The organism is Tenacibaculum sp. AHE14PA, from assembly GCF_019278465.1.
Lineage (GTDB): Bacteria > Bacteroidota > Bacteroidia > Flavobacteriales > Flavobacteriaceae > Polaribacter > Polaribacter bernardetii.
Genome location: NZ_CP058983.1, coordinates 910,088 through 930,375 on the forward strand (window position 1 = coordinate 910,088; position 20,288 = coordinate 930,375).

At 30.2% G+C, this 20,288-nt stretch carries 15 protein-coding genes; 10 read left to right on the top strand and 5 right to left on the bottom strand.

What is annotated here, in order from left to right; genetic code table 11:
• Positions 1-20: 20 nt before the first annotated feature.
• The 7 genes from H0I30_RS04120 (at position 21) to H0I30_RS04150 (ending at position 9,356) form a co-directional block, all read left to right on the top strand.
• On the top strand, positions 21-2,759 hold the full coding sequence (locus tag H0I30_RS04120; protein ID WP_218773049.1) for a T9SS type B sorting domain-containing protein: 2,739 nt from the start codon (positions 21-23) through the stop codon (positions 2,757-2,759).
• A gap of 124 nt (positions 2,760-2,883) precedes the next feature.
• Complete coding sequence (locus H0I30_RS04125) at positions 2,884-3,408, top strand: hypothetical protein (RefSeq protein ID WP_218773050.1); 525 nt, start codon at positions 2,884-2,886, stop codon at positions 3,406-3,408.
• A gap of 81 nt (positions 3,409-3,489) precedes the next feature.
• Positions 3,490-5,271, top strand: a complete 1,782-nt coding sequence (locus H0I30_RS04130) for a hypothetical protein (protein WP_218773051.1) — start codon at positions 3,490-3,492, stop codon at positions 5,269-5,271.
• 153 nt (positions 5,272-5,424) lie between these two features.
• A complete protein-coding gene (locus H0I30_RS13070; RefSeq protein WP_370624110.1) occupies positions 5,425-5,706 on the top strand; it encodes a T9SS type B sorting domain-containing protein in 282 nt (93 codons plus the stop codon).
• A gap of 68 nt (positions 5,707-5,774) precedes the next feature.
• Positions 5,775-7,763, top strand: a complete 1,989-nt coding sequence (gene uvrB / locus H0I30_RS04140; RefSeq protein ID WP_218773052.1) for an excinuclease ABC subunit UvrB — start codon at positions 5,775-5,777, stop codon at positions 7,761-7,763.
• A 144-nt stretch (positions 7,764-7,907) separates the two neighbouring features.
• The gene (locus tag H0I30_RS04145) at positions 7,908-8,240 is read left to right on the top strand and encodes a type II toxin-antitoxin system RelE/ParE family toxin (protein ID WP_218773053.1); all 333 of its coding nucleotides are present in this window, start codon (positions 7,908-7,910) and stop codon (positions 8,238-8,240) included.
• Positions 8,241-8,267: 27 nt separating this feature from the next.
• Positions 8,268-9,356, top strand: coding sequence for an ImmA/IrrE family metallo-endopeptidase (locus tag H0I30_RS04150; protein WP_218773054.1), 1,089 nt, complete (start codon positions 8,268-8,270; stop codon positions 9,354-9,356).
• A 127-nt stretch (positions 9,357-9,483) separates the two neighbouring features.
• On the opposite strand, the gene H0I30_RS04155 is transcribed toward H0I30_RS04150, so the two are convergent.
• Positions 9,484-10,047 (bottom strand): hypothetical protein, encoded by a 564-nt coding sequence (locus H0I30_RS04155; RefSeq protein ID WP_218773055.1) that lies wholly within the window; start codon positions 10,045-10,047, stop codon positions 9,484-9,486.
• 90 nt (positions 10,048-10,137) lie between these two features.
• Positions 10,138-11,334: an ADP-forming succinate--CoA ligase subunit beta gene (sucC, locus tag H0I30_RS04160; protein WP_218773056.1), complete on the bottom strand. Its 1,197-nt coding sequence runs from the start codon at positions 11,332-11,334 to the stop codon at positions 10,138-10,140.
• A gap of 218 nt (positions 11,335-11,552) precedes the next feature.
• On the opposite strand from sucC, the gene H0I30_RS04165 reads away from it, so the two are divergent.
• From H0I30_RS04165 to H0I30_RS04175, 3 genes are all read left to right on the top strand, one after another.
• Positions 11,553-14,015, top strand: a complete 2,463-nt coding sequence (locus H0I30_RS04165) for a DUF5916 domain-containing protein (RefSeq protein ID WP_218773057.1) — start codon at positions 11,553-11,555, stop codon at positions 14,013-14,015.
• An 85-nt stretch (positions 14,016-14,100) separates the two neighbouring features.
• Entirely contained in the window at positions 14,101-14,763 is a 663-nt protein-coding gene (locus H0I30_RS04170) for an ABC transporter ATP-binding protein (protein WP_218773058.1), read from the top strand.
• 48 nt (positions 14,764-14,811) lie between these two features.
• Positions 14,812-15,363 (top strand): CPBP family intramembrane glutamic endopeptidase, encoded by a 552-nt coding sequence (locus H0I30_RS04175; RefSeq protein ID WP_218773059.1) that lies wholly within the window; start codon positions 14,812-14,814, stop codon positions 15,361-15,363.
• A 177-nt stretch (positions 15,364-15,540) separates the two neighbouring features.
• Here the strand turns inward: H0I30_RS04175 and H0I30_RS04180 are convergent, their stop codons facing one another.
• The 3 genes from H0I30_RS04180 to H0I30_RS04190 all read right to left on the bottom strand — a co-directional run bounded on the left by H0I30_RS04180 (position 15,541) and on the right by H0I30_RS04190 (position 20,259).
• On the bottom strand, positions 15,541-16,017 hold the full coding sequence (locus H0I30_RS04180; protein ID WP_218773060.1) for a hypothetical protein: 477 nt from the start codon (positions 16,015-16,017) through the stop codon (positions 15,541-15,543).
• 494 nt (positions 16,018-16,511) lie between these two features.
• Positions 16,512-19,526, bottom strand: coding sequence for a histidine kinase (locus H0I30_RS04185; RefSeq protein ID WP_218773061.1), 3,015 nt, complete (start codon positions 19,524-19,526; stop codon positions 16,512-16,514).
• Entirely contained in the window at positions 19,504-20,259 is a 756-nt protein-coding gene (locus tag H0I30_RS04190) for a LytTR family DNA-binding domain-containing protein (protein WP_218773062.1), read from the bottom strand. The genes H0I30_RS04185 and H0I30_RS04190 overlap by 23 nt, the downstream gene beginning before the upstream one ends.
• Between the last annotated feature and the right edge of the window lie 29 nt (positions 20,260-20,288).

Sequence of the window (20,288 nt, forward strand, 5' to 3'; positions counted from 1 at the left end):
TATTAAAATTATCATTTGCTATGAATAAGTTTTTTACCTTTTTATTGTTATTTTCTTACCTGTTTTGCTTTTCTCAACGAGAAGCTGATAATTGGTATTTTGGAGATAAAGCTGGCTTGCATTTTAACGAGGGTAAATTAGATATTTTAAACAATAGTGAAATGAATACCCATGAGGGCTCTTCATCTATTTCAGATAAAAAAGGTAATTTAGTTTTATATACAAACGGACAAACAGTTTGGAATAAGAATCATCAAATAATGATAAATGGTGAAAACTTAATTGGCGAACCAGAAAATGCACAACCCGCTATAATAGTTCCTAAACCTAATAGCGATTCTACGTTTTATATTTTTACGACTAGAACTACAGAGTTAAATTCACCTTTACAATACCCAGGTATTTATTTCTCTGAAATAGAAATATCTAGCAGATATCCTTTAGGAAGAGTAAAATATAAAAACATGAGATTAACCCACTCTACTAGTAGTAAAATTACAGCTGTACACCACAAAAACGGAAAAGATATTTGGGTGATAACTTATGGAAGTGAGTCGTATGAAGGTATGAATCATCTTTTTCACGCGTATAGAGTAACAAAAGATGGCGTTGAAAGAGCACCTGTAAAGACTGAACTTAGTAGAGGAACAGAAAAAATAATAGGTGAAATGAAAGCCTCCCCTGATGGTAGTAAAATAGCTTTATCTGCTAGAACATCTATATATTTATATAATTTTAATAGCACAACAGGTTCTTTATCTAGATACAAATACATAACCTTACTTACTTCTTTTACAGAAGGTTTCTCTAGCTACGGTGTTTCTTTTTCACCAAATTCTAAACTACTGTATTATCCATCTAAGCATAGTAGTGGTGTTTATTATATTATGCAGTTACCACTTAATCATCCTGAAGAAAATTATAGAGGTAATCGTTTATTTCCTATTCCTAATTCTATCAGAAGTCCTAGCTCAATACAGTTAGCTTCTGATGGTAAAATATATGTAGCTCAATCAACCAGTATAAATATATTTAGCGATGAGGGTTATTATACTGGTTTTGACATAATACCCTATAAAACTATTGGTGTTATTAACGAACCAAATAAACTTGGTGAAGATTGTGATTATCAGCATGACGCAATAAATCTAGGAGACGGATTTTCATACAGGGGCTTACCTAATTTTATTCAATCTTATTTTAGAAATAGAATTGTTTCTGAAAATGGATGTATCAGTGATATTTTTGATTTTAGCCTAGACGCATACAGTACTATAACTTCTGCTACCTGGGATTTTGGTGACGGCACTACCTCTTCAGGGCTATCAACTAACCATAAATATACAACACCAGGTAAATACCTTGTAACCGCTTTGGTTACAATGAATGGTACAGTAACCCCTTTCTATAAGGAAGTTATTGTTTACCCATTACCTGAAGTCATTGCTAATCAAGAACTAATCCAATGCGATGCTAATAATGACGGTATCGATTATTTCGATTTAAATGACATTAACAATAAAGTTGTTATAAATACCTCTAGAACAGAATTTGTTTTTTATAAAAATATTTTAGATGCCGAAAATGACGAAAATAAAATTTCAAACCCTGAAAGCTTTTTAAATGAAAGTAATCCTCAAGAACTTTTTGTTAAAGTAATATCTAACAAAGGCTGTTTTAACATTACTAACTTTTTTATTGAATCTAAGTTTGTAAAACTTGATTCTATACCTAATTATTATACTTGTGATAGCAGCGATAAAATAAATAATGATTCTAAAGGAGCTTTTAATTTAAAAAAGAAAAAAGAAGAAATTAAAACTCAATATAATTTAATTAATAAAGAAGAAGTTAGATTTTACCCTTCTTTAATTGAAGCTCAAACCACTTCTAATTTAATTGACATAAGAAAACCTTTTATTTCTTCTTCTACAACAATTTATGTGAGAATAGATACAGATTTGGGATGCGGTGGAATAGAGCCTGTTGAAATTATCGTTAATACTGTACCTATAATTAAAATAAAGGATAGATATACCTTATGCTTCAATCCAAGCTCACAACCACCTATAATATTAGATGGTGGTGTTTCAAATGATCGATTTGAATGGAGAGATCAATCGGGTAATATAATCGCTAGCCAGAGAGAATTTACACTTACAAAAATCGAAAATTTTTCTCTTACTGTTTATAAAAATCAAAACGGTATTGAATGTGCTAACTACCAAGAGTTTTCAGTTATTAACCTAGATGCTCCAATTTTTAACCAAATAGTAGTGGATACTGAAAATGAAAACAATACTATTTTTGTTAATCTTAAGGGAAATAGTAGTTATGAATTCTCTCTTGATAATATAACATTCTTTAACAACGGATTAAATCACACTTTTAACAATGTTGAACCTGGTGTAAGAACTATTTATGTTAGAGATATTAATAATTGCGAACCTCCTATACAAACAAATGTTGGTGTGATTGGTTTCCCTAAGTTTTTCACACCTAATAATGACGATATAAATGATGTTTGGATTATAAGAGGAGCTACTCCTGAGTTCTTTAAAAAAATTAATATTTCAATTTTTGATCGTTTCGGTAAAATAGTATATACTTTTAATAATCAAAATGCTGACAAAGGTTGGGATGGTACTTTTAACAGCAAAAATCTTCCATCAAATGACTATTGGTTTCATGCAAAACTAACAGATTTAAATGATAAAAAAATAGACAAAAAGGGCCACTTCTCTCTCCGAAAGCAGTAATTATATAAAACACTTTTTATAACAAAACAAAATCCTAATAAATTTCATTAGGGCTTTATATATGTAAAATTTAGTACATAATCAGTTATTTACCTGACAGTCAAACCTAATTCTTTATGTAAATTTGTATAACAAAATAGTAAAGAATGAAAAAAATAGTTTCCCTTTTTTTCTTCTCCTCAACACATCCTTAGCTTTTACTCAACAAGAAGCCAACATATGGTACTTTGGCCGAAATGCTGGTATTGTTTTTAGCTCAGGCAATCCTATTGCGCTTACAAATGGGCAATTAAACACTTTTGAAGGATGCTCTTCTATTGCTGATGAAAACGGAAATCTTCTTTTTTATTCTGACGGAGCAACTGTTTGGAATAGAAATCACACAATAATGCCAAACGGAATTGGACTTTTAGGAAATAGCTCAAGCTCTCAATCTGCTTTAATTGTACTAAACCCAACAATACCAAGTATATTTTACCTTTTTACTGTTGATGCTCAAGAAAATAATCTTAACGGAGTAAACTACTCTATTATAAATATGAGTTTAAATGGGGGGAATGGAGATATCACCACAAAAAACATCCCTTTAATCAATTCTGCTACAGAAAAAATAACCGCTGTTATTGGCAAAACTTGTGATAGTTTTTGAGTAATTACTGCCGATACACAACGTTTTTATACTTATGAAGTAACTTCTGCCGGAGTTAACAACACGCCTATTCAATCAAATATGAATACAACTTTAGGCACATTATCTAGTAGAGGTTATTTAAAAATATCGCCCGACGGAACAAAATTAGCAATGGCAGCTGCTAAATCTGGTTCTTTTTTGTATGATTTTAATACCACTACAGGTATCGTTAGCAATGAGCGGAGTTTAGACTTAGATTTTAGTGATGGTTACGGAGTAGAATTTTCAATTTCAGGAAACAAACTTTATATTTCTACAGGAACATCTTCTAATGGTGGTCAAGCAAACTTATATCAATTTGATGTTTCTAATGCCGATATAAATACAATTAACAACTCAAGAGGTAATGCTTTTTACACCTATTCTGGCTCTAGGGCAGCTTTACAAATTGGACCTAACGGAAAAATTTATCATGCTGTGAATAGACAAAATTATTTGAGTGTAATCAACTCGCCTGAAAGTAATAAAAATACTATAAATTATGTGCATAATGGTGTTAGTTTAAACGGAAGAGAATCCTCTCAAGGCCTTCCTCCTTTCATACAGTCGTACTTTTTACCTACAACTATTTTAAATGCAGACAATGGTGCAATAATTAGTAATGGAAAACAGTTTTTTTGTGCTGGTAGAGATTATCGTTTAAAGGCTGGTAGAATAAAACCCAGTGCAACATATAGTTGGGAAAAAGATGGAAATATTATCGGAACCGATTCTATATTAACAACAAATTATATTAATTTTGGTGACGGAAATTATAACCTCACAATCGAATTAAATAATGCGTGTAACACAACTTTAACTGCGAGCACTGATATTGAATTTGTGCCACAACCAACAATTCAAAATATTCCCATATTTAATCAATGTGATAGTGATACCGATCCTTCTGATGGAAGAACAAATTTCGATTTAACAACCCAAGAAGCGCAATTAACAAACAATGCCACGAATGTTAATGTCGATTTTTTTGAGCAGTCCGATATCAACTTTTTAAATCCTTTACCTAAAACAAATTATATAAACCAAACAAATCCAGAAACACTTGTTGTTCGTGTGAGTTTCAATCCGGCAAACAATTCTAATTGTTTTGCTTTAGGCGATATTACCTTAAGCGTTACAAATTCAACAACATCAAACACTAACTTAACCGATGTTTATATCTGTGAAACTGATTTAAATGCCAATAATCCTGATGCTACAAATAGTCTAGGATCTGGGGAAGGTTTTTATGATTTCTCTTTAAAAATAACCGAGATAACAACACTTAATCCTACAATTACAACAAACACACATACAATTGATTTTTATAGAACTCTTAACGATGCAAATGCGCAATTAAATGCGATAGTTGCACCTTACGAAGATGATTTATTTACAAACGATTCAGACATTTTTGTACGAATTACACCAATACCTGCTAGCTCTTGTTTTTCGATTACTAGTTTTAAGTTAGTTGTGAATTCGTTACCAAATCCACAAGGAAATTCAATTCCCATTCCTCTTTGTATTAATATTCCAAAAGACACTTTACCAATTGCAACGGTAACTTTAGATGCATCAACAGGTACTGTTTCCGATACGTATCAATGGTATAAAAACGGACTACTAATTACCAATGCAACAAACGCTGTTTATTTAGCTTCCGAAGAAGGAATATATAAAGTTGAAGCCTATTCAACAAATACACTTTTAGAAAACTCGTGCGTGGGATATAACAAATTTACCGTAACTACATCAAGCAAAGCTTTTATTGTTAATATTGATACGACAGATGATACTTTAAATGATAATAGCATTACAATTACCGTAACAGGCGAATGAAATTATGAATATGCTTTAAATGATTCTAATAATTTCATTGACGGAATAAATAATTTTAGTCATACATTTTCGAATTTAGAAGGTGGAATCTATACCATACAGGTAAGAGATAAAAATGGTTGCGGAACAACTTATTCTGATGAAATACCTATTATATTCTTTCAGAAACATTGTACGCCTAACGAAGACGGAGTTTATGATACGTGGAAAATATTAGGTATTGATAATGATTTTTTTCAGTCGATTACCGTAAATATTTACGATCGTTACGGTAAAAGAGTTGCAGTAATACCTAGTAAAGATCACCGAGGTTGGGGAGGAATTTATAACGGTAAAAAACTACCTTCTACAGATTATTGGTACGATGCTATGCTACTTGATAAAAACGGAAAAATACGCAGAAAAAAAAGTCATTTTTCGTTGTTAAGAAAATAATAGTTACCATGTAAATTACTTCTAAATCATCAATAGTATATCAATAAAACTATCCGTATTTTTGTTGTATGGACTTTGAATTACACTCAGATTTTAAACCTACAGGAGATCAGCCTACAGCAATAAAACAATTAGTAAACGGACTAGATTCCAACGAGAAACACCAAACATTATTGGGTGTTACGGGCTCTGGTAAAACCTTTACTGTTGCCAATGTTGTTGCCGAAGTAAACCGACCTACCTTGGTGTTGGCACACAACAAAACATTGGCAGCTCAATTATATTCTGAGTTTAAGCAATTTTTTCCGAACAATGCTGTAGAGTATTTTGTATCTTATTATGATTACTATCAACCAGAAGCATATATTCCTGTTACAGGTACTTTTATCGAAAAAGATTTATCTATAAATGATGAAATAGAACGTTTGCGAATTAGCACTTCCTCTTCCCTACTTTCGGGTCGTAGAGATATTATTGTAATTGCATCTGTTTCTTGTTTGTATGGTATCGGAAATCCGAATGAGTTTAAGAAAAATGTAATTCCGATTGAAGTAGATCAGCAAATTTCGCGCACAAAATTCTTACATCAATTGGTTACCAGTTTGTATTCTAGAACTGAAATAGAGATAAAAAGCGGAACTTTTAAAGTAAAAGGTGATGTTGTTACTATTTATCCGTCGTACGGAGATAGCGGTTATCGTGTGCATTTTTTTGGTGATGAAATTGAAGAAATTGAAACTTTTAATATTGAGAACAATCAAGTAATTGAAAAATTAACCGAACTAACTATTTACCCTGCAAACTTATTTGTTACCTCGCCTGATGTATTGCAAAATGCGATTCATAAAATACAGGAAGACATGGTAAAACAAGTCGATTATTTTAAAGAAATCGGTAAACATCTAGAAGCTAAACGATTATTAGAACGTACCGAATTCGATTTAGAAATGATTCGTGAATTAGGTTACTGCTCGGGTATCGAAAACTATTCTCGTTATTTAGATGGTAGAGATCCTGGTACGCGCCCGTTCTGTTTATTAGATTATTTTCCGGAAGATTATTTAATGGTTATTGATGAAAGCCATGTTACCATTCCGCAAACACATGCCATGTATGGCGGTGACAGAAGTAGAAAGGAAAACTTGGTAGAATACGGATTCCGTTTACCTGCTGCGATGGATAACCGTCCGTTAAAGTTCGATGAATTTGAAATGCTTCAAAATCAAGTAATTTATGTTTCTGCAACGCCTGCCGATTATGAATTGCAAAAAACCGAAGGTGTTTTTGTAGAGCAAGTAATTCGCCCTACCGGATTATTAGATCCTGTAATAGAAGTGCGTCCAAGTTTGAATCAGATTGATGATTTAATTGAAGAAATTCAAATTCGTGTAGAAAAAGACGAACGTACTTTAGTTACCACTTTAACCAAACGAATGGCTGAAGAATTGGCTAAATATTTAACCAGAATTCAAGTTCGTTGTCGTTATATACATTCGGATGTTGATACGTTAGAGCGCGTACAAATAATGCAAGATTTACGTAAGGGAATATTTGATGTTTTAATTGGTGTAAACTTACTTCGTGAAGGTTTAGATTTACCTGAAGTATCATTAGTTGCTATTTTAGATGCTGATAAAGAAGGTTTTTTACGTAGCCACCGATCTATTACCCAAACTGTTGGTAGAGCAGCAAGAAATGTAAACGGGCTCGCAATTTTATATGCCGATAAAGTTACCAATAGTATGCAACGCACCATGGATGAAACCGATCGTAGGCGTGAAAAACAGATTAATTACAATACTAAAAACGGAATTAAACCAACACAAATAAATAAAAAACTAGACAATACGCTTTCTAAAGATACCACAGCTACTTATCAATACGATAACGCAATACAGAAAGCTGCAGAGCAAGATTTACAATATTTACCTAAAGAAGAAATAGAAAAACGTATTCGCGCCAAACGCAAACAAATGGAAGAAGCCGCCAAAGGATTGGACTTTATGGTTGCCGCCCAATTGCGTGATGAAATTGCTATTTTGAGAAAGAATTTGTAGAAATATTTGCGTTGATTATTAAAGTTAAAACAAGTAAATTAGCTAGAAAATGATATCCATCATTGAAATAATGGATATCATTTATGAAAAAATATTATTAACATTTTAATTAACACATAATGTTAATAATTTTATATCTTTGCAATGGATTTAAAATTTAGCGATAATAAATTAGAAAAATATGCCAATAATGATCGAACAGGGTCAAAAAAATTAGGTGAAAAAAGATTCAAAAAATATAAACAGAGGCTCGATCAATTAAAAGCTTCAAAAACTTTAGAAGATGTAAGATTTCAACCAGGTAGGTTTCATGAATTAACAAGTGATCGAAAAGGGCAATGGGCTTGTGACCTAGACCATCCTTATAGATTAATTTTTGAACCACAAGAACCCCCTATACCAATCGATAATGACGGAAAGTATATTTGGGTAGAAATTAAAGGGGTGGAAATTATTGAAATTGATGATTACCACTAAACAAAAACATTTAAACGTTTATTTATTATGGAAACAATCAACAAATATTATCCAGAAAGCGTAACACATCCTAAAGAAATATTAATAGAGTCGTTAGAAGAAAACGGTATTAGAGCTAAAGAATTTGCTGTTAAAACGGGAAAACCTGAAAAAACAATTTCAGCAGTTTTAAAAGGAGAGAGTTCAATTACTCCTGACATGGCTGTATTATTCGAACAAGTCTTAAATATACCTGTTCATTTTTGGCTTGAAGCACAAAAAAATTATGATGAATACAAGGCTAGAGTTAGTTATCAAGCTAATATAGAGAATGCCATAGAATGGTCATCTACTTTTCCATATCCAAAAATGGCTAATTTGGGATGGGTACCTAAAACAAGAGTTGCTAAAGAGAAAGTTATCAACTTATTTAACTTTTTTAATGTAGCTTCTCAAAAAGGTTTTGAAGACTATTATTATAATCAACGCACGAAGGTTGCTTTTAGAATTTCGTTAAAAAATCAAGAAAATGCATCTGTAATAGCTTCTTGGTTAAGACAAGGTGAAATACAAGCCTCTAAAATAGTTAGTAAAGAATACAGCAAGATTAAACTTAAAGAAATACTTCCTGAAGTAAAAAAACTAATGGCTAATCAACCTGATAACTATTTCTTAGAGCTACAAAGTTTGTGTATGTCAGTTGGAATTAAACTTGTACATACCCCTTGTTTACCAAAAGCCGCAATTCATGGTTCTACAAGATGGATAAATGACACTCCATTAATTCAGTTAAGTGGGCGATTTAGAAGAAATGATATTTTTTGGTTTACATTTTTCCATGAAATAGGACATATTTTATTACATGGAAAAAAATACATCTCAATTGAAAATATAGATATTGATGGTGAGAATGAAGAATTTGAAAAACAAGCTGATTCATTTGCTTCGAATTGGCTATTAACAGAGAGTCAGGAAAAAGAAATTCTGAGTAATAAAAAAATCACAAAAGATGACATAGTTAATTATTCGAAAAAGTTTAAAACTCACCCTGCAATTATAATTGGAAGACTACAACATAAACAAATAATTGCCTATGGAGAAGGGAATGATTTTTTTGTACCTATAACATTAGCCTAAAAAAAGAATGCCCAACATCCGCTATAACGAAACCTAAAAATAATAACCATATCTCTTAAAAAATCAATCAGTAGCTAAAATATTTATATAGTATCGTTTTAGCAATTATTGACGTAATAGTCAAAAATTAATCTTCACTTCCCCAAGGAGCACTTGGAGTCTCTATTTCTTTTGTTAAATCGAACTTTACAGAAAACAATCTGTCGGTTCCTATTCTACGTAAATTATACGTAAAACTAGTTTCATCTATAGTAACCCACCAAACATTATTAGAAGCATACGGAATTAAATTGGCTGTATGTTTATCCGCAGGAAAAAACTGAATGTTTGGTAATCCAGTATTGGGGTTTGAACCTCCATATTGCGTAATTTTATCTTCCGAGCCATCTTTGTGTCGATGATCGTGTTTTAACTGTATTAACTTATCGGTACTCATCGTAAAAACCCAGGTACGAGATTTATCATCTCCAACAAAAAACGGAATTCTAATTGTATTGTTTTCACAAGAACGAACATGCATTACTAATTTCTCTCCTGTAAATCCATCGCCTTCTTTTGCTCCTGCTATTATTTTTCCTTCAAATGCTTTTCCACAATGAGTTTGTAAAGTATTCCAAAACAAGACGGAATTTGATTTTTCTTGTGCTAGTAATTGAAAAGGAAGTAAAATAAAGATTAATAATTTTCTCATTATGTAGTATTTATAGTGCAACAAGATAAAACAAAAAACCCTCACTTTAAAAGTGAGGGTTTTCCTATATATTTAACTAAAAACTAATTATTAAGCTCCTAAAACTTCTGCAACTTTATCTGCTGCTTCTTGAAACTCAGTAGCAGAAATAATTTCCATTCCGCTATTGTCAATTAATTCTTTTGCTTCTTTAGCATTTGTTCCTTGTAAACGACAAATAATAGGTACATTAATTCTGTCTCCCATACTTTTGTAAGCATCTACAACTCCCTGAGCAACACGATCACAACGAACGATTCCTCCAAAAATGTTTACTAAAATTGCTTTTACGTTCGTATCTTTTAAGATAATTCCGAAAGCTTTTTCAACACGTTCCGCATCTGCAGTACCACCAACATCTAAAAAGTTAGCTGGTTCACCACCTGCTTGTTTAATTAAATCCATAGTTCCCATTGCTAAACCAGCTCCGTTTACCATACATCCAACATTACCATCTAAATCTACATAGTTTAAACCTGCAGCCTTCGCTTCTACTTCAATAGGATTTTCTTCACGAATATCACGCATTGCAGCATAATCTTTATGACGATATAAAGCGTTTTCATCTAAAGTAACTTTAGCATCAACAGCCATTATTTTATCATCTGATGTTTTTAACACTGGGTTAATTTCGAACATTGCAGAATCTGATTTTACATACGCAGTATATAAAGCAGTAACAAACTTTGTCATTTCTTTTAATGCAGCACCACTTAAACCTAAGTTAAAAGCAATTTTACGTGCTTGAAAAGGCATTAATCCTAAAGCAGGATCAATTTCTTCTGTAAAAATTAAGTGTGGTGTTTCTTCAGCAACAGTTTCAATATCCATACCACCTTCTGTAGAATACATAACCATGTTTCTACCAGTTGCACGGTTTAATAAAACTGACATATAATATTCATCTGGTTCACTTGCACCAGGGTAATATACATCTTCACAGATTAAAACTTGGTTTACTAATTTACCTTCAGCTGAAGTTTGAGGAGTAATTAACATCATTCCTAAAATATCATTAGAAATACTTTTTACCTCATCTAAGTTTTTAGCCAACTTAACTCCACCACCTTTTCCACGACCACCTGCGTGTACTTGTGCCTTAATTACGTGCCAACCTGTACCTGTTTCTTCTGTTAATTTCTTTGCCGCTTCAACAGCTTCTTCTGGTGTATTTGCAACAACTCCGCGTTGAATACGAACCCCAAAACTGTTTAATATTTCTTTACCTTGATATTCGTGTAAGTTCATTAGATATGAATTTTTAAAGTCGAACAAAAATACAAATTCAATTTATAATACATTACTATTTACAATAATTATTACAACTTTTATTTTCACATTTCTTTAACATTTTAACTGTAACAGTTCTTTTTTTAACATGTCTTTAAAGTAATTAACATGATTTTATGATTTACAGGCGTAATTCATAAATATTTTCGCAAATTATTTTACGCTACAAACTAACTATGTATAAAAGTACCACCTTACTATTTGTTATTTTGTTTTTTTCTAAAGGAGTTAAAGCTCAAGAAATTAATCAGAATAGAAAAAAAATGAACGCTACGCGCGTGTCTTCTCCCCCAAAGATTGACGGAATTATAAATGAAGCTTTATGGACCAACGTGCCTGTTGCAAAAGATTTTATAATGCTGCGCCCTACAAATGGCGAAAAAGCACCAAACACTCATAAAACAGAAGTTAAATTAGTGTACGATGATCAGGCTATTTATGTGAGTGCTAAAATGTATACACCCGATACTTCCTTAATACCTGCTGAATTTAACAGTAGAGACAATATTGGGAATTCTGATTTTTTTATGTTGATGATAAACCCAAATGATGACGGGCAAAACCCTACTATGTTTATTGTAACAGCATCTGGCGTTCAGGTAGATTCGAAAGTTTCATCTGGAAATGAAGATTATAATTGGAATGCCGTTTGGAAAAGCGCCATTAAAGTAAATGCCGATCATTGGGCTGTAGAAATGAAAATACCTTATCGTGCTTTGCGTTTTGCTAACAGACCAATACAATCTTGGGGTGTAAATTTTCATAGAGAAGTTAAAAACTTAAATGCACGTTTTACTTGGAACCCTATTGATAACACACAAGGAAGCTGGACACAGTATGATGGTTTAATTGAAAATTTTAAAAACATTACACCTCCTACTCGTTTAAATTTTTATCCATATGCATCAGCAACAACAACTTCTTTTGAAGGGAAAACTGATTTTGACTGGAGTGTTGGTATGGATGTTAAATATGGTCTTACCGAAAATTTTACACTAGATGCGACTTTAATTCCTGATTTTGGGCAAGTTGGTTTTGATGATGTTAGTTTAAATTTAGGGCCTTTTGAACAGCAGTTTTCTGAACAAAGACAGTTTTTTACAGAAGGAACTGAGCTGTTTACCAAAGGTCGTTTATTTTACTCTCGTCGAATTGGAGGCGCTCCCATTGCATCTGCTTCTGTAGATGAAAACACCGAAACCTTAATAGATTCTCCTGAAAAAGTTCAAATGCTAAATGCTATAAAAATTTCTGGAAGAACAAAAAAAGGATTGGGTATTGGTTTTTTTAACGCAATTACCGACGTAACAGAAGCCAAAATTCAGAATAACGACACAAAAGAGATCAGAACAGAGGTTCTAAATCCATTTTCTAACTATAATATTTTAGTGCTAGATCAACAGTTTAATCAAAATTCATCAGTTACATTAATTAATACCAATGTTACTAGAAATGGTAACTTTAGAGACGCAAACGTTTCTGGTTTACTATGGCATGTTGAGGATAAAGGAAGTAATTACAATATTGATGGTTCTTTTAAAATGAGTAATATTTATGACGATGAAGACAACCCTAACACCGGTTATACTTTTGATACTAGTGTAGGTAAACAATCTGGTAATTGGAGAGGTGAAATTGGTTATAATTTTGAAAATAAAGATTTTAATCCAAATGATTTAGGTATTTTATTTAACAATAACGAACAAACTCTTTATGGTTTTGCTTCTTATGAAACGTTAAAACCTAAGGGAATATTTAATAGCTACAGAATAAGTACATCCTACAATATTAATTTCTTACATGAATCAGGTACGTATATTGGTAGATATCAAAATTTATCTTTTCGTGCACAAACCAAAAATCGTTTTGGTTTTGGTGGAAACATAAACTACAATAGTGAAAGTAAAGATTTTAACGAACCAAGGCAAGGTAACACAAGTGGTATCTATTTTAAAAGACCACAAAGAGTAAATATTAATCATTGGGGATCTACTGATTACAGAAAAAAGTTTGCCATAGATTATGATTGGTATTACAACTTTTTTAAAGACAATCCTAAAGAAGGTTATGGATTTAGAGTATCACCAAGATACCGATTTAATAATAAATTTTCTTTAATTTATGCCTTTAGGTATAATCAAACTAATAACGATCAGGGTTTTACTACCGAAGTTAGTCAGAGCGACATAGATGAAAACGCTACGCTTGCACCTTTTTTAGATGAAACAATATTCGGACAAAGAGATTGGACCACTTATAATAATTCTTTAACAGGTAAATATAGTTTTAGTACAAGATCATCTCTTTCGATGTCTTTTAGACATAATTGGAGTAAAGTACCTTATGAAAACCAATATTATACTTTAGGTAACGAAGGTGAATTAATACCGAGTGATTACAATGATAACAATGATACAAATTTTAATAGTTGGAATTTAGATGTAAATTATTTGTGGCAATTTGCTCCTGGTAGTCAATTAATTGCTTTTTACAGAAATTCTATATCAAACTTTAATGATAATGCAAATCAGAACTTTTCTGAGAATTTAAATTCTCTTTTAAAAGAGTCTAACCGACATACATTTTCTGTTCGTTTTGTGTATTTTATCGACTACAACAACTTGAAAAACATTTTTTAACTTCTTATATATAACTTGAAATCAGATAACCTTTAAACGTTATCTGATTTCTTTTTTATACATTCGTTACATTGAATATATAACTATGATTATTGCTAAAAACATCCATAAACATTATGGAGAAGTTGAAATTTTAAAAGGTGTTAATCTTCATATTAAAAAAGGAGAAATTGTAGCTATTGTTGGTCCTTCGGGAGCAGGAAAAACTACATTACTTCAAATTTTAGGAACCTTAGATAAACCTCAAGTAAATAAAAACTATGAGTTATTGGTTAACAATAGTGCTATAAAAGGTTTAAGTGACAAAGAAGTTTCGTCTTTTAGAAACAAACACATTGGTTTTATTTTTCAATTTCATCAATTACTACCTGAATTTACAGCTTTAGAAAACGTTTGTATTCCTGCTTTTATTGGTGGCAAATCTAAAATAACTACCGAAAAAAGGGCTAAAGAATTATTGTCTTTCTTAGGCTTGTCACATAGAGAAAACCACAAACCTAATGAACTTTCTGGCGGTGAGCAACAGCGTGTAGCGGTTGCTAGAGCCTTAATAAATGAACCTTCAGTTATTTTTGCTGATGAACCTTCTGGTAATTTAGATTCTACTTCTGCAGAAAACTTACACAACTTATTTTTTGAGTTAAGAGATAAATTCGGACAAACTTTTGTACTGGTTACCCACAACAAAGAATTGGCTAAAATGGCCGATCGTACTTTAACTATGAAAGATGGAGTCATTGTAGGTTAATGTAACAAACTAATCTTTTTTACTACTAACAAGTAAATAAAGTTTATTATGAAAGATACATTTAAAGAATTAGTTGGGTACTTAAAAAACCCGGTATTAGAAAAAGATACAAATCAAGAGAATTCTTATCGATTCAAAAAATTCTTGCATTTACTTATTATTAGCATACTTACAGGTGCAGCTTTAACACCTTTATTTGCTTTAATAGAGTATTTGGGTTTAGTTGACATGAATACGCATGCCATGGAAGATTTAATGAAAAGAATGTCTAAAATAAAAGTCTTTTTATATGCAGGAATAGCGGCCCCTTTATTAGAAGAATTATTATTTAGAGCTCCTATTACATTATTTAAAAGTAAGAAATATTTTAAAGTAGTTTTTTATGCCTTCGCTTTAATTTTTGGATTTATCCATTTATCTAATTTCGGAATAACAACAAATGTACTTTTACTTGCGCCTATTTTAGTAGCACCGCAGATTATACTAGGCGGTTATTTAGGTTTTATTAGAGTTCGCTTCGGTTTAACCTGGAGTATGCTTTTACACGCTAGTTATAATGTGTTTTTTGTTTTAATTACTTTTACTACTGATTTAATGTAAAAAATAGCACATATAAATGTGCTATTTTAAGAACAACCTACTGAGAATTTTTTACTAAAACCTTTTAATTTTCATAACATTTAAAAGTTAAGATAAATCCCCTTTTTTTTATCTTTTACACTTCATTGATGATATTCTTAAAAGTATCTTTTTTATTAACAGTAGGTTGTTGTTTTATTACTTTCTTACTGTTTCCTCATCATTATCAGAATACTCTTTTTGATAAAATTTCTTAAAGTAACCTGCATACCCGGAAACAGTTACATTAATTTGCTTAAACAAAATATAATTCTTTATCTCTACAACATAATTAGGATGAACAATAATGTCTGCTCCTGAATTATGTAAAGCATTATAAGCTGCTGAAGATTTTGTTTTATTTTCTCTGGCATTTAAAATTCCTGATAATTTAGACTCTGATGAATATGACATTCCATCTGCAAACTTATTATCTCCATTTACTCTAAATAATAAAAAGTAAGAAGATGTTGATTTTCCTACTAGTTTTTTATCCATGTCAATATCAACATTTGCTCTGATAGGGTTTATCTCTGCTTTAGGAGCATACATTGGTATAGATGACACCCCTGTTCTTAAAGAAGAACAACTAGCCAATGTTAATAATAGTAATGTAAAAAGTAATGTTTTTTTCATTTTATTTATTTTAAAGTTTCCTCAAAGAAAAAGAAATAAAACACATATTTTTTCGCTACTTATTTAACGCATAGGTTTTTACAGTAATCGTTCTATTTTTCTTATAAAGTAGTTTTAGCGATTTAGTTTATCATAACTATAACTAGCAAAAACCTACACTGATTGTACATTGGTTATCTGATAAGAAAACCCATTAAAATGTTTTACTACTTAAACTTTTTTAAGCCAGTAGATAACACCTCCATGTATTACAGGTATAATTAAAAACTTAACCGTTACTAAACTATTAGATGTTCTTTTTCTTCTGTGTAATGATATTTCCATAAGCTCTTTTTTATTTTTAGAATTAAAATTCTACTGATAGCATATAAAGCAAAAAACTATTCCCCCTAGCACAGTTTTAGTTCACTTTTAATATTAAATAAGAAATTTTTATTGAATCAACAGTAGATGTTATACTTCAAAGAAAAAGAAATAAAACACTTATTTTATTACTAATTATTTAACGTACGCATTTTTAAAGTTACCGTTACTACCGTACCTTTTAAAGCTATTGATGTTATTGCTAGCGAGTCCTCTGGTAGGTTTAATAAATGTAAACGCTCTTTTACCAACTTAATTCCTTTTGATTTACTTTTTGTACTATTAGCATCAAAGCCGCTACCATTATCCGTAATTTCACAAATTAGTGAATCATTATTTTGGGTAAATTCTATTGTTAATAATGGTTTTTCAACTTTAATATTAAAGGCATGTTTAAATACGTTCTCTATTATTGGCTGCAATAACATTGGTGGAACTGCAATTTCTTCTGTATCTAAATTATTAGAAATTATTGAAGTATGAATTTTAGTTTGAAAACGTAAATTTTCTAACTCAATGTACGTTTGCAAATAACTAATTTCTTCTGCTAAACTAATATATTGAAGTGATGAATTATAAAGTGTTTTTCGTATTAATTTAGAGAACTCTCCCATATATTTTAATGAATTATCGATATCGTTATCAATAATAAAATTCTGGATAGAGTTCATTGCATTGAAAATAAAATGAGGATTCATTTGACTTTGTAAAGCTTCTATTTTAGTTCCTGATACTCTTTTATAAATAGCTTCTTTTAAAACTTCTTCTTTTTTAATTCTTCTAACTCTAATCTTATAAATACTATAAAGAACAAATAGTACAACAATTATACAAATACACATAAACCACCATGTTTTCCAAAAAGGAGGAAGTATCGTTATTTCTAATATATTTTCAGCATAGGTTTGACCAGTACTGTAATCTTTAACTTCTACTATTACATTATAATTACCATTTTTTAAATAGTTTAAATGTATTGTATTATCAACAGTCCAATTACTCCATTTACTATTTTCAATAGAAGTTATTTTATACCTATATTTTAATTTATTAGGATACGGATGGTTTTTAACCACATATGTAAAAGATATTGTATTTCTATTATATGGTAGTTCTATCGTTTTTTTAAAGTATTGAAACCAATGATAATTATACGAAGCTATTTTCTCATAATTTACCTGTATATCTGTAATACTAAAATTATATGTTTTTGCTTTATGATTCGCTATAACTTTATCTAAATCTATATCGTAATATCCAATTTCGCTTCCAACCAATAATTTATTTTTAGCTATAACTGCCGATGTAAATAATGTATTATTTAAACCCTGCTCTTTATCTAAAAAAGTGATATTATCATCCTTATAAAGATTAATTCCTCTTTCGGTTCCTATAATTAAATAATCATTATATATTTTTAAAAATAAGATACTATTACCTATAATATTTTTATTTTTAATAGTTTTTACTACTTTAAAATAATCTAAGGTTTCAGTTATAAAAACATCACCTCTAGAGGTACCTATTACTAATTGATCTTGATTATTAACAACAGCTTGAGTGAGTTCTTTTTCATCCCAAATATCATTTTTTAGAAATGAAATAAATTTTTCGTTTTGATATTTATAAAGACCTGAAGATTTTGATAAGAAATATAACTGATTGTTTACTTTCTCAATCGAAACAACATCTCTAGGATTCTCTTTATTTTTAAGATCAAAAATGATTGTTTCTACCTTTTTATGAAGATTTTCTAATGCATAAACATGTGAGTAAGGTCTTTGAAAAAAAGCAGCATTTTTTGATGTAAAGTAAAACGAATCTGTGTAAATAGGTAAATATTTTTCTATTGAGTTCTGTTCAGACAGTTTAAATAATCCAATTGTAGTATTAACCCATATATCATCATTAATTTTTTTAATACTTCTGAATTCTATATTTTTAAGACTATTGTTTTGAAATTGACCCCTTGCATCTTCTTCAGATATTAGTGTTTTATTATGATTAAAAAAATAGTTTTTTTTTGAATAAAAATCTTTAGGTAAAATATAACTAGTACTATTTTTTGATTTTATGTATAATCCTTTTTCTGATAAAACATAAGTTATAGTATCTTTAACTTCTATGTCTATAACATTTTTAACCTCATTAAAAAAGGCTATTTCTTTATTCAAATTAACTTTAAACACTCCTTTATCTAAAGTACCAACATATAAATTATTATTGCTTTTATCATAATCAATACACCATTGTTTGGTGCTCTTAATATTTAACAAAGTGTTTTGCTTTGATACCGGTTTATTAGATACTTCATAAAGTCCGCCAGTAGGATAATTGATCCCATCTGCAACTCCGTAGATATTTTGTTTATTATCAGCTGTATAACTCCAAAAAACGCTATTTCCAAACTCACTAGTTGGTTTAATTCCGCTTATATAATCTTGAATATTAAATTTCTTAATAGATTTGTTTTTGTAAGCAAACCCATCAAAACTAACGAACAACGCGTTATCCAACTTAAATATCGAAAAAACACTATTATATTTATGGTGTAAAAAGATTAGTTTCTTATTATTTTTATCGTATTTCCATAAACCACTTCGGTAAGTTTGAATATAAACTTCGTTTTCATATACAAAGAAGCCCATTACTTGAAACCTATCATCTTTTTCATACACTAAATTTGTAATACTCTTAGAATTAATATCTATAACAGATACACCGTTTTTTGTACCTACAAAAACATCTTCTTTATAAGAAAACAACTTACGAATATGGTTATTAATTAATCCGCTTGATGTGTTTAAGACTGAAAAATTTTTACCATCAAAAAAAGTTAAACCTCCTCCATAACTTCCAAACCACATGTTTTTATTACTATCTTCTTCAATAGCCCAACAATTATTATATGCTAAACCATCTTCCTCATAAAAATTTGTGATTACATCATTGTTAATTTTGGAAATGCCAGCACCAGTACCCACCCACAAAAAACCTCTACTATCTTTTTTTATAGCATAAATACTTTTATTAGGTAAACCATCTAAAGTAGTATAGTTTTTAGAAGTATATGTTTGTGTAAATGCTAACTGATAGCACAACAAACAAACAAAAATTAGTAGTTTATTTTTTATGAAGTATCGCATTTAAAAAGCTTTCTTTTTTTCTTGATGCTATTGGTAGCTGTTCTCCGTTATTTAATTCTAAATATAAATCTACCGTTTTATTAAAACGAACAACATGGTTTAAGTTTACTAAGTACGATTTATGAATTCGATGAAAATTAGTTTTCGGCAATAATTCATCAATATATTTTAATGTTTTAGACAACGTTATTTTTTTACCGTTTACAAGCGTTACAGAACTGTAATTACTATCTGCTTGGCAGTATAATATTTTATTAGGATTTACAATTTCATAACCCGAATCTGTTGGTAAGGCTATTTTATTAAAATTAGTATCACCTATATCTATTTGATTTAATATCTCTTTTAAATTACTATCCTGAACGTTATTTTTTAATGTTAGCTTATAACGTTTAACCGTTTCTAACAAATCTATATAGTTTATAGGCTTTAATAAATAATCTAAAGCGTTTTCTTTAATTGCTTTTATAGCATGCTCAGAATACGCTGTTGTAAAAATAACATCAAACTTTCTTTTTTCAATTTCTTTTAATAATTGAAATCCGTTTTTATTAGGCATTTCTATATCTAAAAAAACTAATTCAGGTTCGTGCTTCTCAATAGCTACAATAGCTGTATCAACGCTTTCGCATTTATCAAGTATTAAAAACTGATTTGGTAAATATCTATTTAATAACTTTTCTAAAAACTCTCTAGCATTGTATTCATCATCAACAATAATTGTTTTTATCATAGCTGTAAATTTAGTTTATTAGAGATCTT

Coding starts and splice junctions, on each gene's coding strand:
- H0I30_RS04150 (WP_218773054.1), top strand. CDS start 8,268: ATGGAAACAATCAACAAATATTATCCAGAAAGCGTAACACATCCTAAA.
- H0I30_RS04170 (WP_218773058.1), top strand. CDS start 14,101: ATGATTATTGCTAAAAACATCCATAAACATTATGGAGAAGTTGAAATT.
- H0I30_RS04185 (WP_218773061.1), bottom strand. CDS start 19,526: ATGCGATACTTCATAAAAAATAAACTACTAATTTTTGTTTGTTTGTTG.
- H0I30_RS04190 (WP_218773062.1), bottom strand. CDS start 20,259: ATGATAAAAACAATTATTGTTGATGATGAATACAATGCTAGAGAGTTT.
- H0I30_RS04175 (WP_218773059.1), top strand. CDS start 14,812: ATGAAAGATACATTTAAAGAATTAGTTGGGTACTTAAAAAACCCGGTA.
- H0I30_RS04145 (WP_218773053.1), top strand. CDS start 7,908: ATGGATTTAAAATTTAGCGATAATAAATTAGAAAAATATGCCAATAAT.
- H0I30_RS04130 (WP_218773051.1), top strand. CDS start 3,490: ATGAATACAACTTTAGGCACATTATCTAGTAGAGGTTATTTAAAAATA.
- H0I30_RS04155 (WP_218773055.1), bottom strand. CDS start 10,047: ATGAGAAAATTATTAATCTTTATTTTACTTCCTTTTCAATTACTAGCA.
- H0I30_RS04165 (WP_218773057.1), top strand. CDS start 11,553: ATGTATAAAAGTACCACCTTACTATTTGTTATTTTGTTTTTTTCTAAA.
- sucC (WP_218773056.1), bottom strand. CDS start 11,334: ATGAACTTACACGAATATCAAGGTAAAGAAATATTAAACAGTTTTGGG.
- uvrB (WP_218773052.1), top strand. CDS start 5,775: ATGGACTTTGAATTACACTCAGATTTTAAACCTACAGGAGATCAGCCT.
- H0I30_RS04120 (WP_218773049.1), top strand. CDS start 21: ATGAATAAGTTTTTTACCTTTTTATTGTTATTTTCTTACCTGTTTTGC.
- H0I30_RS04180 (WP_218773060.1), bottom strand. CDS start 16,017: ATGAAAAAAACATTACTTTTTACATTACTATTATTAACATTGGCTAGT.